This window comes from Paracoccus sp. AK26, from assembly GCF_011801365.1.
GTDB lineage: Bacteria > Pseudomonadota > Alphaproteobacteria > Rhodobacterales > Rhodobacteraceae > Paracoccus > Paracoccus aerius.
In genome coordinates this window covers 2,438,312-2,451,738 of the sequence record NZ_CP041041.1, presented here as the reverse complement: position 1 = coordinate 2,451,738, position 13,427 = coordinate 2,438,312, and the positions used below count along the sequence as shown (strand labels likewise).

Here is a 13,427-nt window from a genome sequence, read left to right as displayed (position 1 = left end):
ATAGCGCCGGTTCGCCCAAGCCCGATGCAGCACCTTGAGAGGGTGAGGACGCCACACACGCCTGAACGATGACAGGGTCGACGGCCCTCCCCGTCCGGCGTTCCTGTCACCGGAGGAGGCTACCTCCCAAATCCCTGCGATAACTCAATAGCGCGGCGCCTTCTCCTCGGCGCGGCTTTGGGCTGACAGGTTCAGCAGCACCTCGGCCCGGCCGAATTCGCGGGCGGCGTCGCGCCGGGCGGCCTCGAAGCGGGGCTGCATCCGGGCAAGCTCGGTTTCGGCCTGGTGCAGTTCACGGGCGCTGCGGCCGGCCTGGGCATTGGCGATCCGCGCCTCGGCGACCGAAAGGGGGGCGGTGCTGCGATAGCTTTGGTCCAGGGCGGTGCGCATGGCGGCGGCATGGGTTTGGGCCTGCTTCATGTGAAGGTTGAAGGCCGCAAACCGCTTCAACTCGCGTTCCGCCTTGAGGCGCGCAATGCGTTCCAGTTGCGCCAGCTTGTCGCTTTGCCTGCTCATCGGGTGCTTACCATCCGGCCCGCGCCTTTTCTTTCATCTTCTCGGCGAAGCGGATCGCGGCGGCAACGGCGGCGAACTGTTCGCGGCGGATTTCCTGGCCGATCTCGACCGTGGCATGGATCGCGCGGGCGCAGGGCGGGTCGGACCAGATCGGCACGCGGTTGTCCTTGGCGCGTTCGCGGATCCGGGCCGCGACCTCGTCGGTGCCCTTGGCCAGGCAAACGGGCGCCCGGCCGCTGCCGCGCTTCCATTCCAGGGCCACGGCGTAGTGGGTCGGGTTCACGATCACCACGTCGGCCTTCGCGACATCGGCCAGCATCTGGCTGGTGGCGATCTCGATGGCCCGCTGGCGGCGGGCGGCTTTGAAATGCGGGTCGCCCTCGGAATCCTTGTATTCGTCCTCCATCTCCTTGCGGGACATGCGGTTCTTGCGGCGGTGGTCGAACCATTGCCAGCCCATGTCCAGCCCCGCGATCAGGACGGAAACCGCAAGCGCCAGCCCCAGCACCCGGCCCAGCATCACCCCCAGATCGGCGATCCAGCGGTCCCCGGCCAGCGGACTTGCCATCAGGTGGCCCAGCAGGCTGCGGAACAGCAGCCAGCCGCCCGCGCAAACCAGGGCCGCCTTGGCGAGCGAGATGCCAAAGGTGACCAGCCCGGACTTGCCGAACTTCTGCGCGGCGGTCTTGACCGGGTTGATCCGGTTCAGGTCGAAGGCCAGCTTCTGCGGCGCAAAGACCAGCCCGCGACCGGCGATCAGCGCCACCAGGATCACCAGGCTTGGCACCGCCGCCAGGGCCAAGGCCGCCCAGCCGGCATATTGGCCAAGCGCCGCGGCGATGGCCCCCGTCGAACCCGGCGCCCAGCCTTCCGAGCCAAGGGCGCGGGTGGCCATCGCCAGCCAGGCCTTGACAGCAAGGCCCGCGCCGACCGCGAAGGCCAGCCAGGCGCCCAGATACATCGCGGCGACGTTCAGTTCCGGGGATCGCGGGATGTCGCCCTTTTCGCGGGCGCGGCGCAGCTTCTGCTCGGACGCCTCGAAGGGCTTGTCGTCGTTCTCCTCGCTCATGGGGCCCCCGGCAGCATGTGGCCCAGCACGGCATCGGCCCAAAGCGCGACCAGCACCGGCGCCAGCAGCGCAAGCGCCCCAAGCGCCAGCATGATCGCGGCGGGCGATCCGATGAAGATCACCGGCAGGGCGGGCATGACCCGGTTGATGACGCCCGACAGCGCCTGGAACATGAAGCCGCCCAGCGTGAAGGGCGCGGCCAGGAGCATGGCGATCCAGAAGCTGCGGGCGACAAGCCGGATCGCTTCGGACGCGAGCCCTTGTGCATCGGGCCATCCGCCCGGCGGCCAGACGCCGAAGCTGTCGGCCATCAGGTGGACCAGCATCACCGGCAGGCCCATGGCCATCAGCACGGCGATCCCGGCCAGGTGGATCATGTTGCCGATGGGATGGGGCGCGGCCTCGTTCTGGCCGCCGATCAGCTGCGACAAGGACGCGGTCGCCGCAATGGCCGAGGTGGCGATGTCCAGCGACAGCGCCAGAAGCCGCAGGCCCATGCCGGCGGCAAGGCCGATCAGCGTCTCGCCCGCGGCCTGAGCCACCGTTGCCACGACATCCCCGGGTGCCGCGGCGGGCGGTGCAAGGCCCGCCAGCATCGGCGTGACCGCCAGGGCCGCCGCGGCGCGGACGCGGATCGGCAGGACCCGTTCGCCCAGTCCCGGCAGGACCAGCACCAGGGCCTGCACCCGCAGATAGACCAGCACCCATGTCCAGTTGAACCCCGGCAGCAACTGGCCCAGCTCGTCCCACATCATCCGACCTCGATCGTGCCGACCAGACGCAGTTCGGCCCCGGGATCGATCTCCTCGAGGCCCAGGACCGGGATGGCGATGCCGTTCGATCCCAGAACCGCGCGCAGCATCCGGCGGCGGTGGTCGGGGGCCACCAGCACGGTCTGCAACGCGGGCTCGACCGTGGCCATTGCCCGGCGCGCGGCCTCGAGCAGCTTGCGCGACAGGGCCGGGGTCAGGGCGCCGCCGCCCGCGCGGCCGGTTTCGCTGTCGGCGCGGACGAACTCGGCCTCCCATGCGGGATGCAGTTGCAGGGCGGAAATGCCGCCCGAGGGGTCGCTGTATTGCTGCGTGATCTGCCCGCGCAACCGCTTGCGGACCAGCTCGTAGACGGTTTCGATCGACTCGATGCCCCGGAACTCGGCCATGGCATCGACGATCAGCGGCAGGTTGCGGATCGAGACCTTCTCGTCCAGAAGCGCGCGCAAGACCGCCAGCAGGGTCTCGGGCGAAACCTTGTCGGGGATCATGCCGTCGAAATAGCGTCGGTTGCGGTCTGCGCGCCCCGTGTCGGAAAGGGACTTCAACTCCTCGATCTGGCGCTGCATCGCGCCAAGGGTCAGCAGGGACGACAGGTTGGCCTTCACGACCTCCATCAGGTGGGTGGAGAGAACCTCCATCGGGGTCACCACGGTCGCGCCCTGGGTCGCGGCATCGTCCTGATCCTCGCGGTCGATCCAGCGGGCGGGGCTGAGATAGACGGGTTCGCGCACCGCATCGCCAGGAAGGCCCTGCAGGACATGGTCCGGCCCAAGTGCCAGGACCCTGCCAGGACGCAGGCTGCCGCGGCCGCGCACCACGCCATGGATGCGGATCTGGTAGTCGCCGGGATAAAGCTCGTCCGTGTCGGTGATGCGGACATCGGGCAGGATCAGGCCATAAGCGCGCGCGATATGGATGCGCAGGTTGGTGATCCGGCTGCCCAGCCCCCGCGCCTGGTCAAGCGCGATCAGCACCAGGTCGGTGCCGATCTCGACGCTGATCTCGTCGGTATCCAGCACGTCGCCGATGCGGGCGGCGGGCCGGGAAGCGGCGGTCTCTGCCGGCAGGTCGGGCAGGGCGATCGCGGCCGCCTGTGCCTTGCGGTGCAGGTGCCAGCCGCCAAGGGCCAGGGCCGCGGCGATGGCCAGAAACAGCACGCGCGGCATCCCCGGGACGAAGGACATGAGCAGCATCGCCGCCGCGACAACCGCGGCGGGCTGCCAGCTGCGGATCAACTGGCTGGACAGAAGCCGGGTGGTCGTGTCGGTCACCCCGCCCCGCGACAGCAGCAGCGCCGCCGCCATGGACGTGATGACGGCAGGGATCTGGCCCACCAGGCCGTCGCCGATCGTCAGATGCGAATAGGTCGCCATCGCCTGGCCCACCGGCATCTTGTGGGCGACGATGCCGATGCCCAGGCCCACCAGCAGGTTGACCAGCGTGATGACGATGCCCGCGACCGCATCGCCCTTGACGAATTTCGACGCCCCGTCCAGCGAGCCGAAGAAATTGATCTCCTGCTGGTCGCGAAGACGGCGGTTCTTGGCTTCCTGGTGGTCAATCGCGCCCGAGTTCAGGTCGGCGTCGATTGCCATCTGCTTGCCGGGCAGCGAATCCAGGGCAAAACGGGCGGCCACCTCGGCCATGCGGCCCGAGCCCTTCGTGATGACCATGAAGTTCACGATGGAAATGACGGCAAAGACCGTCAGCCCGACCATCAGCGATCCTCCGGCCACGAAGCTGGCGAAGCCGTTGATGATATGTCCTGCGGCGTCCGTGCCGGTGTGGCCCTGCGTCAGGATCAGCCGGGTCGAGGACACGTTCAGCGACAGCCGGATCACCAGCGTCATCAGCAGCAGCATCGGAAAAGCCTGGAAGTCGGTGGGCCGGTCCACCAGCGATGCCATGACAAGGACCAGCACGGCCGCCGCGATGGACAGGGCGAAGCCGAGGTCCAGCACCGACGGGGGCAGCGGGATTACCATCGAGATGACGATCAGCACCAGCCCGCCCGTGACCAGGACCGAGGCGTCGATCTGCCGGCGGGGCCTTGCGCGGATGGCGGCGGTCATTCGGCCTCCTTCTCGGGGGCGGCGGGCGCGGGGTTCAGGATGTCGGCGAGGGGCCAGGCATCGGCGGTCAGCAGCCCCGCCCGGCGCAGGAAGACCAGGGCTTGCAGGCGCGCCTCGGGCGGCATGGCGAGCAGGCGGAGGCGATAGTCGGGGGGCAGCGGCTCTCCGTCCAGAAGCCAGCCCGTGGCATCCTCGGCCAGGGCGGCGGCGGGGGGCAGCATCGGCATCTCGGCCGAAGCCGCGCCGGAAACCCCAAGGGCGATGACCAGGGCGCCCAGCATCACGCGGCCTTCTTCAGGTCGCGCAGCGCGGCCTCCAGCGTGTCGAAGCTGGGGCGGACATGGTCGGGCACGGTCTGGCGCCCCACCTCGACGCAAAGATTGGTTGCGTGTTGGTGCAGGCCCGCGATCAGGACCGACTTGATGACATCGAAGAAGGCCAGGTCCTGCTTGATGACGCCGCCCAGCCGGGCAGCCAGGGGCGCCACGAAGCCATAGGCCAGGAACACGCCCAGGAAGGTGCCGACCAGGGCGCCGCCGATCATTCCGCCCAGCACGGCGGGCGGCTGGTCGATCGCGCTCATGGTCTTGATGACGCCCAGGACGGCCGCGACGATGCCAAGCGCGGGCAAGGCATCGGCCATGCTTTGCAGGGCATGGGGCACATGCATCGAATCCTCGCGCAGGCCAGCCAGGCGGCGGGCCAGCATCTCCTCGACCTGGTAGGGATCGTCATAGTTCAGGCTGGCCGAACGCAGCGTGTCCGCGATCAGCGAGACCACGTCGTGATCCGCCAGAAGCCGCGGATAGGCCGCGAAGACCGATGAGTCCTTTGGGTTCTCGATATGCTGCTCCAGGGCGACCGGGTTCTCGCGCGCGATCTTGAGCAGCTGGAACATCAGGCACAGCACGTCCTGATGATCGGCCTCGGTCCATTTCGACCCCTTGAAGGCCTGGATGATCCCTTTCGGCGTGTGCTTCAGCGTATGGCTGTCGTTGGACAGCAGATAGGAACCGATGGCCGCGCCGCCGATCATCATCATCTCGAAGGGCAGCGAATGGGTGATGACGCCCATCTTGCCCCCGGCGAGGATATAGCCCCCGAAGACCATCGCGAAGGTGACGGCGATTCCAACGATCCCGAACATGGGCTATCTCCTAGTCGTTGCGGACGCTGCGCGCGCCCATCTGGGCGGTCAGCAGGGCGGCCTGGCGCGGCTCGACCGAGGCGATGATGCGGGCGCCGTTTTCTGGCTGGACGCGCATCAGGATTTCGGCGGCGAAGTCGGGGGGCAGGTTGGTCAGGACTGCCGCCGCCTCGGCAGGCTTCATCTGGTCATAGACCGCGACAAGGCGGTCGATATCCTCGCGCACCGCCTGCGAGGCGCCGTCGCGGCGCGACTGGATGCCGGATTTCTGCTGGCGTAGCTCGGTCGCGCGGGCCTTCAGCGCCGCCTCGGCGGTGGCGATCTCGGCCTTGCGGGTATCAAGCGCCTCCATGTAGCGCTCGATCCGCAGGGCGCGGTCGCGCAGCTCGGTGGCAAGGGCCACGGCTTCGGGGACGTCGGTGCAGCCTTGCAGCAGGTCGCCCGAACTGGCCGAAGCCGCGAAAAAGCGCGACAGATCCTGCGCCTGCCACAGCGCGGCCCCGGCGGGGACGGCAAAGGCCAGCGTCAGCATCGTCAGGATCGACCTACGCATCGGCATTCACCACCCGCTTGCGCAACCGCCGCATCGGGATGACGGGGGCGGGCGCGGCGACGGGCGCCTGGGCCTGGGTGATCTTCTGGCGCAGATCCCACAGCGCGCGTTCCTTGCGCGCCGCCGTGATTTCCGCCGACAGGGCCTGGCCCGCCGCCGTGGCCTCGTCCTTGGCCTCGCGGATGGCGCGGTCCAGGCGGTCCACTTCCGAAGCCATGACGGCGATCGCGCCGCCCAGGCCCGTTTCCAGGTCGTTGAGCCGCCGCAGCCTGCGCGACAGGGTCAGGCAAAAGGCGCCAAGGCCCAGCGACGCCGCCAGCAGCGCGGCCTGAAAGACATGTTCGAGGGTCATCATTTGAAGCGAAACTCCGTGATCAGCAGGTCCTTGACGGCTGTTTCGCCCAGGACATAGCGGGTGCGCGCCAGAAGCTCGGCCCGGATGATTTCAAGAACGCCGCGCTTGTCATAGGCGGCGGGATCGATGCCCGACAGGAAGCCCGTGAAGCTGTCCAGGATGCGCGGCATCAGGTGCGTGACCTCGGCCTGGTGGGTGCCGTCGGTTTCCAGGCTGGCGGCGAGGACCAGGCTGCGGCCCGACCCGCCGGGGATGTTCAGCTCGATCACGGGCACCGTCACGAAGACGACCGAGGGAAGAACCGGCGTTTCCTCTTTCGGGGCCAGAAGGGCCGCGGGCGACCACAGCCCCAGATAGGTCGAGGCAAAGCCGCCCCCGGCCAGCAGCAGCGCCGCCAGGATCGGGATCAGCTTCTTCTTGGCCGATGCCTTGGGCGGATCGGCTGCCAGGTTCGCGGTCGCATCGGTCATGGTGATTCTCCGTCGTGACAAGACGGAATTAGCACCCCGCGACTAACCAATTCTTAATGACGCCCGTGTCATCAACGGCGGGACAAAGGAACCTGACGCTGATTCGAAAGGGCCGGTTTTGCAAAAACTGCAGGACTATTGGACAGAGCGAAGCTCTCAGCAGAAAGCCGTCCTGGTGGCGGCGTTTCTGACCACATTCCTTGCCATCGCGGGCTTTGCCTGGCTGGCGAACCGGCCTTCGATGAGCCTGCTTTACGGCGGCCTCGATGCGGCCCAGGCGGGCGAGGTGGTGGCGGGGATCGAACGTGCGGGTGTCCCCTATGAGGTGCGGGGCGATGCGATCTGGGTCGATGCTGCCAGCCGCGACAAGCTGCGCATGGATCTGGCATCACAGGGCCTGCCTGCCGCGGGTGGCGCGGGCTATGAACTGCTGGACGGGATGTCGGGCTTTGGCACCACCTCGCAGATGTTCGACGCCGCCTATTGGCGCGCGAAGGAGGGCGAGCTGGCCCGCACCATCCTGGCGCTGCCCAACGTCAAGACCGCGCGCGTCCACCTGGCGATCGCGACCGGGCGCGGATACCGCCGCGACGGGCAGGGCAGCGCGTCGGTCACCATCGGCACGAACGGCCAGTCCATCAGCCGCGACCAGGCGGCGGCGCTGAAATACCTGATCTCCTCGGGGGTGCCGGGCATGACACCTGAAGCTGTCACGGTGATCGATACCAAGAACGGCATCGTCGCCTCGGGCGAGGATGAGCCCGGCGCCGACCGCGCCGCCGAGATCAAGCGCAATGTCGAGCGGATCCTGGAACCCCATGTCGGCATCGGCAACGCCATCGTCGAGCTGAACCTGGACGTGGTCACGGAAACCGAGATGCTGACCGAGCAGCGCTTCGATCCCGACAGCCGCGCTCTGATTTCCCAGGTGACCGAGGAAACCACCGACCAGAGCAATTCAACGGGGACCGGGGCGGTCACAGCGGCCTCGAACCTGCCCGATGCAGACCAGGCCCAGGGCGACCGGTCCGAGGCGAATCGGCAGGAAACCCGGCAGCAGGCCAATTATGAAGTGACCCGCGTCACCCGCGAAGTGTCGCGCCAGCCCGGGTCGACCCGGCGGCTGACCGTCGCGGTGCTGGTCAACGGCGTGGCCGCCGAAAACGCCCAGGGCGAGATGCAGATGGTGCCGCGCAGCGAAGGCGAGTTGGACGTGCTGCGCGAACTGGTGGCATCTGCCGTGGGCTATGACGAGGCGCGCGGCGACCAGATCACCGTCAAGTCGCTGCCCTTCGCGGGCCTGGGCGAGGGCGGGACCGCCGCCGCGCCCGGCTGGATCGACCGGCTGGAACTGAACGGTCTGGCGCGGATCGGGCTGATCGGGATCTTCGCCTTGGCAGTCGTGTTCCTGGTCCTGCGCCCGGTTCTGAAGGCTCGCGCCCGGCCCGCGCTGGATGACAGCCTTCCCCCGCTGGAGGCGCCGGCCCTGACCGGGACGATCATGCCCGCGGCCGAGATCCTGCCCGAACCTGCGCTGGCCCAGCCCGCCCCGGCCCCGCGCGCCCCCGAACATCTGGCGCTTCCCCCGGGCGATCCGGTGGCCCGGCTGCGCAGCATGATGAAGGAACGCCATGACGAAAGCGTCAAGATCCTGACCGGCTGGATCGACAACAAGGAGAACGCGCATTGACCCTTGCGGCATTCAAACTCGAATCCTTCAGCGCCGCGGTGGCGGCCCAGGGCGCGGCCCTGACCTTCAGCCGCGAGGCGCTGGACCAGGCCTTTGCCGACGGGCTGGCCGAAGGCATGGCGCGCCAGCAGGACGAACAGGCGCGGACGCTGAATGCGGGGCTGGAACGCCTGGCCCGCGCGCTGACCGATGAGGACGCCCGCCGGGCCGAGTTGCGCTGCGAGGCCGTGACGGCCTTGGCGCCGATCCTGTCGCAGATCCTCGACTGCCTGGTGCCAGCCGCCGACTCGCGCCGCCTCGAAGCCGCGCTGACCGAGGAACTGCTGCGCCTGTCCCGCCAGGGCCAGCCGTTGCGCGCCAGCATCGCCTGCAGTCCTGCCCTGCGCGCGATGGTGGATCGATGCCTGGCCGATTGTGGCCTTGGGGGGATCGAGGTCACCGACAGCGACGGCGACCGCATCTCCTTGTCGCTGCAGGGCGGCAGGATCGACCTTGATCCCGCGCGCGTGGCCAATGACATCCGCGCGCTGCTGTCCGAGATCACCGGACCCAAACCCGACGGAGACGAGACATCATGGACGCATTGAACCACCTGATCGACACCGACGCCATCCAGGTCGAGGTGACGGTGCGCCTGGGTCGCACCCGCCAGACCGTCGCGCAACTGGCGGCGCTGCGGCCCGACGACATCCTGCTGCTGGACCAGTCCATCGACGAGGGGGTCGAGATCTGTGTGGGCGACAAGGTCATCGCACGGGGCGAGTTGACCGCCGACGGCTCGACCGAGGACCGGCTTTGCGTGCGCATCCTGCCCGCGCCCGGCGCGGCATGATCCGTCGCGCCGCCCTTGCCGCATTCCTAGCGGCGCTGCCGGCGGCTGCCTTGGCGCAGGATGCCTTTGGACCCCTGGCCCAGCAGGTGGGGCAGGGGCTGGGGCAGAACGCCGTGCTGCTGGTGGGGGCGCTGACGGCGCTGTCGCTGGCGCCCGGCATCGCGATCATGGTCACCTGCTTTCCCTTCATCGTCACGGTCCTGTCGATCCTGCGCCAGTCGATCGGGCTGCAATCCTCGCCGCCGAACATGCTGATCGTCGCCCTGGCCATGTTCCTGACCTGGTTCATCATGGACCCGGTGTTCCGCGAAGCCTGGTCCGTCGCCGGCGCCCCCCTGCAGGAAGGCGCGATCACCCTGGGCGAGGCCATCCGCCGCGGCATCGTTCCCTTTCAGGACTTCATGGCCGCCCGCACCGACCCCGACACCTTGGCGGGGCTGGCCGAGATCGCGCCCGGCAGCGGCGACCGCAGCACGCAGCTTTCGGTGCTGATCCCGTCCTTCATGCTGTCGGAAATCCAGCGGGCCTTCGAGATCGGCTTCCTGGTCGCGCTGCCCTTCCTGATCATCGACCTGGTGGTCTCGGCCGTGCTGATGTCGATGGGGATGATGATGGTGCCGCCGGTGGTGGTGTCGCTGCCCTTCAAGCTGGCCTTCTTCGTGGCCGTGGACGGCTGGACGATGATCGCCGGGGCACTGGTCCGAAGCTATCAATAGGTGCCGTGCCCGTTGCGTCGGACGCCCATCCGGGGCAGATGCGAGCCAAGCTTCAGGAGGCTTGGGAGATGGCATCACGATCAGCCGGGCGGCACGCCGGGACCGGCGCGCCATGAGCGTGGAACTGCGCGCGGTGGGCGTCAGCCTGTCGGGCCGGCGGATCCTGCACGGGATCTCGGCCCGGCTGTCCGAGCCGCGGGTGGGCATCGTCGGGCGCAACGGGTCCGGCAAGACCACGCTGGCGCGGGTCATGGCCGGACTGATCGAGCCGAACGACGGCGAGGCGCGGATCGGCGGGCTGGACATGGCGCGCGACCGCCGCGCGGCCCTGGCCGCTGTCGGAATCATTTTCCAGAACCCTGACCACCAGATCATTTTCCCCACCGTCCTGGAGGAAGTCGCCTTCGGCCTGACCCAGCAGGGCCATCCCCCGCGCGAGGCCGATGCCGGGGCGCAGGCGATCCTGCAGCGGTTCGGCAAGGCCCATTGGGCGGGGGCCGCAACGCACAGCCTGTCGCAGGGCCAGAAGCAGCTTCTTTGCCTGATGTCCGTTCTGGCGATGCGGCCGGGGGTGATCGTGATGGACGAGCCGTTTTCGGGCCTCGACATCCCGACGCGGATGCAACTGATGCGCTATCTGGATGGCATTGACGCGCAGGTGGTGATGGTCACCCATGATCCGGCGCAACTGCGCGGCTTCGACCGGTTCCTGTGGCTTGAACAGGGGCAGCTTGTGGCGGACGGCCCGCCTGCCGACGTGCTGCCCGATTTCGAGGCGCGGATGCTGGAATGGGGAGGGATGGATGATCTCGCTCACCTCTCCGGTTGAGACATGGGCGCATCGGATCCCGGCAGGCGCCAAGCTGCTGGCATTGTCGATCGCGACCCTGGCCCTGTTCCTGCTGGAGCCCTTCATGCTTGCAATGGCGACGCTTGCGGTTGCCGTGCTGTACCTGTCGGCCGGTCTGACCTTTGCCGCACAGGGGCTGCGCCATCTGCGGATGCTCTGGCCCTTCTTGCTGCTGATCGCCGTCTGGCATGGAGTGACCGGGCAGGCGCAGGCGGGCGCCGCCATTGCCCTGCGGCTGCTGGCCGCGCTGGCGCTGGCGAATTTCGTGACCATGACCACGCGGCTGACCGACATGATCGCGATCATGACATGGCTGCTTGCGCCGCTGCGCCGGCTTGGCCTGTCCACCTGCGCGGTGGAACTGGCCATTGCCATGGTCTTGCGCTTCACGCCGATGCTGGTCGAAAACGGCCAGCGGCTGGCGATGTCCTGGCGGGCGCGGTCGCGGCGGCGTCCGGGCTGGCGGATCGTGATGCCGATGGCCGCCTTGGCACTGGACGACGCGGACCATGTCGCAGAAGCTTTGCGCGCGCGGGGCGGGATTCTGCCCGACATCCATCGGAGGAACTGAAATGGAACGCAACATGACCCGGATCGCGCTGTTTGCCGCGCTGATCGCGGCCCTGGGGCTGATTCCCAGCCTGACGCTGGCCTTCGGCGTGCCCATCACCGCGCAAAGCATGGGCGTCATGCTTGCAGGTGCAATCCTGGGTGCGCGGCGCGGGGCGCTTGCAGTGCTGCTGTTCATGGCGCTTGTGGCTTTGGGCTTGCCGCTGTTGGCTGGCGGGCGCGGCGGGCTGGGGGCCTTTGTCGCGCCCACCTCGGGCTTTTTCCTGGGCTGGCCGGTGGCGGCCTTCGTGATCGGGCTGATCGTGGAACGCTGGCGGACAGGTCCGCTGGCGGTGACGGTGGCGATGGCCTCGATCATCGGCGGGATCGTGGTGATGTATGGCTTCGGCATCGTCGGCATGTCGATCGCGCTGAACAAGACCCTGGCGGAATGCGCGGCCCTGGTCACGGCCTTCCTCCCCGGCGACCTGATCAAGGCGGTGCTGACCGGGCTGATCACCCAGGCCCTGGCGCGGTCGCGTCCGGCCAGCCTGCTGTCGCGCCCGTAGGGGGGGGCGGATTTTTTCAAGCAACATCAGATCAGTCTTTGACCTGTCATGCCGCGCGGCTATGCTTTCGCCGATGGATCATGCCGCCTGCGGGCAAGGCCCGGAAGGCGGCGCAACCGGGGGACGAATTATGAACAGACTTGATCGCCGCAGGCTTCTGAAGGGCGCGGGTGCCGCCGCGGGGCTGGCACTGGCCGCGCCGTTGGTGGCACGTCCGGGCTTTGCCCAAGGGTCGGGCACGCTGAACATCTTTGCCTGGGCAGGCTATCTCAACGACGAGATCCTGGGCGCCTTCAAGGACGCCACCGGCATTACGCCGAACTTCACGCCCTATGGCACCAACGACGAACTGCTGAACCAGCTGCGCGCCAACAACGGCGGCGGCTTCGACCTGATCTGGCCGACCGTGGACCGGGTGCCGAACTATGTCGAGTTTGGCCTGATCCAGCCCCTAGACGAAGCCAAGATCGAGGTGGCGAAGGTGCTGCCCTCGGCCTGGGAAAACTCGACCAAGCTGGGTGCGGTGGTGGATGGCAAGCGTTACCAGGTGCCGACCGACTGGGGGACCGAGGCCGTGGCCTTCGACCGCGACCAGATGCCGCTGGAATATGGCAGCGCCTCCTATGGCGACATCTGGGGCGAGGCGGCGGCAGGCAAGGCCACCGTGCGCGCCCATTCCGCCCTGGTGGGGCTGGGCCTGTGGCTGGAAGCCGAGGGCAAGCTGCCCCGCCCGCTTCTGGATGCCTTCACCAGCCCCGAAGCCCAGACCGAGATCTTCGACGTGATCCTGGCCGAGGCCGTGGCCCGCAAGGGCAACATCATCCAGTTCTGGAACAACGAGAACGAGGCCCAGGGCGCCTTCCGCGTCAACGGCGCGGCCGTGGGCCAGACCTGGGATTCGACCGCTGCGGCCCTGGCCAAGGAAGGCCTGCCCGTGGGCTTCATCGCGCCCAAGGAAGGCGCGCTGGCCTGGATGGAAGGCCTGTCGATCCCGGCAGGGGCCGAGAACCTGGATAACGCCTATGCCTTCATCAACTGGTTCCTGACGCCGGAGGCGGGCGCGATGTATACCAACGCGACCTCGATCAACTCGACCGCGGTGGGGTCTGCGGACCTGCTGTCGGACGAGGCCAAGGCATTCTTCGCTGCGGCCTATCCGGGCGACGCGTTGGACAAGCTGTGGTGGTGGCCGATCCAGGAAAGCTGGTACATCACAAAGCGCAACGAATATCAGGACCGCTTCCTGTCGGCCTGACAATCGCGGGA

General features: G+C 68.1%; 17 protein-coding genes. 8 read left to right on the top strand and 9 right to left on the bottom strand.

Annotation, left to right across the window (positions count from 1 at the left end):
- Positions 1–144 precede the first annotated feature (144 nt).
- Genes FIU66_RS12205 through fliL form a run of 9 tightly spaced genes read right to left on the bottom strand, consistent with a single transcriptional unit; the run spans position 145 to position 6,955 of the window.
- Positions 145–516 carry a hypothetical protein gene (locus FIU66_RS12205; RefSeq protein WP_167623022.1) on the bottom strand — a complete coding sequence of 124 codons (372 nt, stop codon included), beginning with the start codon at positions 514–516 and terminating at the stop codon, positions 145–147.
- Between the two features lie 7 nt (positions 517–523).
- Positions 524–1,585 carry a flagellar type III secretion system protein FlhB gene (gene flhB, locus FIU66_RS12200; protein WP_167623021.1) on the bottom strand — a complete coding sequence of 354 codons (1,062 nt, stop codon included), beginning with the start codon at positions 1,583–1,585 and terminating at the stop codon, positions 524–526.
- Positions 1,582–2,340, bottom strand: a complete 759-nt coding sequence (locus FIU66_RS12195; RefSeq protein WP_167623020.1) for a flagellar biosynthetic protein FliR — start codon at positions 2,338–2,340, stop codon at positions 1,582–1,584. Before FIU66_RS12195 ends, flhB begins: the two co-directional genes overlap by 4 nt.
- Positions 2,337–4,430, bottom strand: coding sequence for a flagellar biosynthesis protein FlhA (locus FIU66_RS12190; protein WP_167623019.1), 2,094 nt, complete (start codon positions 4,428–4,430; stop codon positions 2,337–2,339). The genes FIU66_RS12195 and FIU66_RS12190 overlap by 4 nt, the downstream gene beginning before the upstream one ends.
- On the bottom strand, positions 4,427–4,711 hold the full coding sequence (locus FIU66_RS12185; RefSeq protein WP_167623018.1) for a hypothetical protein: 285 nt from the start codon (positions 4,709–4,711) through the stop codon (positions 4,427–4,429). The genes FIU66_RS12190 and FIU66_RS12185 overlap by 4 nt, the downstream gene beginning before the upstream one ends.
- Entirely contained in the window at positions 4,711–5,577 is an 867-nt protein-coding gene (motA, locus tag FIU66_RS12180) for a flagellar motor stator protein MotA (RefSeq protein WP_167623017.1), read from the bottom strand. The genes FIU66_RS12185 and motA overlap by 1 nt, the downstream gene beginning before the upstream one ends.
- Before the next feature lie 10 nt (positions 5,578–5,587).
- The gene (locus tag FIU66_RS12175) at positions 5,588–6,136 is read right to left on the bottom strand and encodes a MotE family protein (RefSeq protein ID WP_240544688.1); all 549 of its coding nucleotides are present in this window, start codon (positions 6,134–6,136) and stop codon (positions 5,588–5,590) included.
- Positions 6,123–6,485 (bottom strand): hypothetical protein, encoded by a 363-nt coding sequence (locus FIU66_RS12170; RefSeq protein WP_240544687.1) that lies wholly within the window; start codon positions 6,483–6,485, stop codon positions 6,123–6,125. Before FIU66_RS12170 ends, FIU66_RS12175 begins: the two co-directional genes overlap by 14 nt.
- Entirely contained in the window at positions 6,482–6,955 is a 474-nt protein-coding gene (gene fliL, locus FIU66_RS12165; RefSeq protein ID WP_167623016.1) for a flagellar basal body-associated protein FliL, read from the bottom strand. The genes FIU66_RS12170 and fliL overlap by 4 nt, the downstream gene beginning before the upstream one ends.
- A 118-nt stretch (positions 6,956–7,073) precedes the next feature.
- On the opposite strand from fliL, the gene fliF reads away from it, so the two are divergent.
- The 8 genes from fliF to FIU66_RS12125 all read left to right on the top strand — a co-directional run bounded on the left by fliF (position 7,074) and on the right by FIU66_RS12125 (position 13,416).
- The gene (gene fliF / locus FIU66_RS12160; protein WP_167623015.1) at positions 7,074–8,645 is read left to right on the top strand and encodes a flagellar basal-body MS-ring/collar protein FliF; all 1,572 of its coding nucleotides are present in this window, start codon (positions 7,074–7,076) and stop codon (positions 8,643–8,645) included.
- Complete coding sequence (locus FIU66_RS12155) at positions 8,642–9,232, top strand: hypothetical protein (RefSeq protein WP_167623014.1); 591 nt, start codon at positions 8,642–8,644, stop codon at positions 9,230–9,232. The genes fliF and FIU66_RS12155 overlap by 4 nt, the downstream gene beginning before the upstream one ends.
- Complete coding sequence (locus FIU66_RS12150; RefSeq protein WP_167623013.1) at positions 9,220–9,477, top strand: FliM/FliN family flagellar motor C-terminal domain-containing protein; 258 nt, start codon at positions 9,220–9,222, stop codon at positions 9,475–9,477. Before FIU66_RS12155 ends, FIU66_RS12150 begins: the two co-directional genes overlap by 13 nt.
- Positions 9,474–10,193, top strand: coding sequence for a flagellar type III secretion system pore protein FliP (gene fliP / locus FIU66_RS12145; RefSeq protein WP_167623012.1), 720 nt, complete (start codon positions 9,474–9,476; stop codon positions 10,191–10,193). The genes FIU66_RS12150 and fliP overlap by 4 nt, the downstream gene beginning before the upstream one ends.
- Before the next feature lie 61 nt (positions 10,194–10,254).
- Positions 10,255–11,022 carry an energy-coupling factor ABC transporter ATP-binding protein gene (locus FIU66_RS12140; RefSeq protein ID WP_240544685.1) on the top strand — a complete coding sequence of 256 codons (768 nt, stop codon included), beginning with the start codon at positions 10,255–10,257 and terminating at the stop codon, positions 11,020–11,022.
- The gene (locus tag FIU66_RS12135; RefSeq protein ID WP_167623011.1) at positions 10,997–11,614 is read left to right on the top strand and encodes a CbiQ family ECF transporter T component; all 618 of its coding nucleotides are present in this window, start codon (positions 10,997–10,999) and stop codon (positions 11,612–11,614) included. The genes FIU66_RS12140 and FIU66_RS12135 overlap by 26 nt, the downstream gene beginning before the upstream one ends.
- Before the next feature lies 1 nt (position 11,615).
- Positions 11,616–12,161, top strand: a complete 546-nt coding sequence (locus tag FIU66_RS12130) for a biotin transporter BioY (protein ID WP_167623010.1) — start codon at positions 11,616–11,618, stop codon at positions 12,159–12,161.
- A 130-nt stretch (positions 12,162–12,291) separates the two neighbouring features.
- On the top strand, positions 12,292–13,416 hold the full coding sequence (locus FIU66_RS12125; protein WP_167623009.1) for an extracellular solute-binding protein: 1,125 nt from the start codon (positions 12,292–12,294) through the stop codon (positions 13,414–13,416).
- Positions 13,417–13,427 lie beyond the last annotated feature (11 nt).

Bases quoted from the DNA above. Each gene is read 5' to 3' on its own strand.
- FIU66_RS12205 (WP_167623022.1), bottom strand. From the start codon at position 516: ATGAGCAGGCAAAGCGACAAGCTGGCGCAACTGGAACGCATTGCGCGC.
- flhB (WP_167623021.1), bottom strand. From the start codon at position 1,585: ATGAGCGAGGAGAACGACGACAAGCCCTTCGAGGCGTCCGAGCAGAAG.
- FIU66_RS12195 (WP_167623020.1), bottom strand. From the start codon at position 2,340: ATGATGTGGGACGAGCTGGGCCAGTTGCTGCCGGGGTTCAACTGGACA.
- FIU66_RS12190 (WP_167623019.1), bottom strand. From the start codon at position 4,430: ATGACCGCCGCCATCCGCGCAAGGCCCCGCCGGCAGATCGACGCCTCG.
- FIU66_RS12185 (WP_167623018.1), bottom strand. From the start codon at position 4,711: ATGCTGGGCGCCCTGGTCATCGCCCTTGGGGTTTCCGGCGCGGCTTCG.
- motA (WP_167623017.1), bottom strand. From the start codon at position 5,577: ATGTTCGGGATCGTTGGAATCGCCGTCACCTTCGCGATGGTCTTCGGG.
- FIU66_RS12175 (WP_240544688.1), bottom strand. From the start codon at position 6,136: ATGCCGATGCGTAGGTCGATCCTGACGATGCTGACGCTGGCCTTTGCC.
- FIU66_RS12170 (WP_240544687.1), bottom strand. From the start codon at position 6,485: ATGATGACCCTCGAACATGTCTTTCAGGCCGCGCTGCTGGCGGCGTCG.
- fliL (WP_167623016.1), bottom strand. From the start codon at position 6,955: ATGACCGATGCGACCGCGAACCTGGCAGCCGATCCGCCCAAGGCATCG.
- FIU66_RS12150 (WP_167623013.1), top strand. From the start codon at position 9,220: ATGGACGCATTGAACCACCTGATCGACACCGACGCCATCCAGGTCGAG.
- fliP (WP_167623012.1), top strand. From the start codon at position 9,474: ATGATCCGTCGCGCCGCCCTTGCCGCATTCCTAGCGGCGCTGCCGGCG.
- FIU66_RS12135 (WP_167623011.1), top strand. From the start codon at position 10,997: ATGATCTCGCTCACCTCTCCGGTTGAGACATGGGCGCATCGGATCCCG.
- FIU66_RS12130 (WP_167623010.1), top strand. From the start codon at position 11,616: ATGGAACGCAACATGACCCGGATCGCGCTGTTTGCCGCGCTGATCGCG.
- FIU66_RS12125 (WP_167623009.1), top strand. From the start codon at position 12,292: ATGAACAGACTTGATCGCCGCAGGCTTCTGAAGGGCGCGGGTGCCGCC.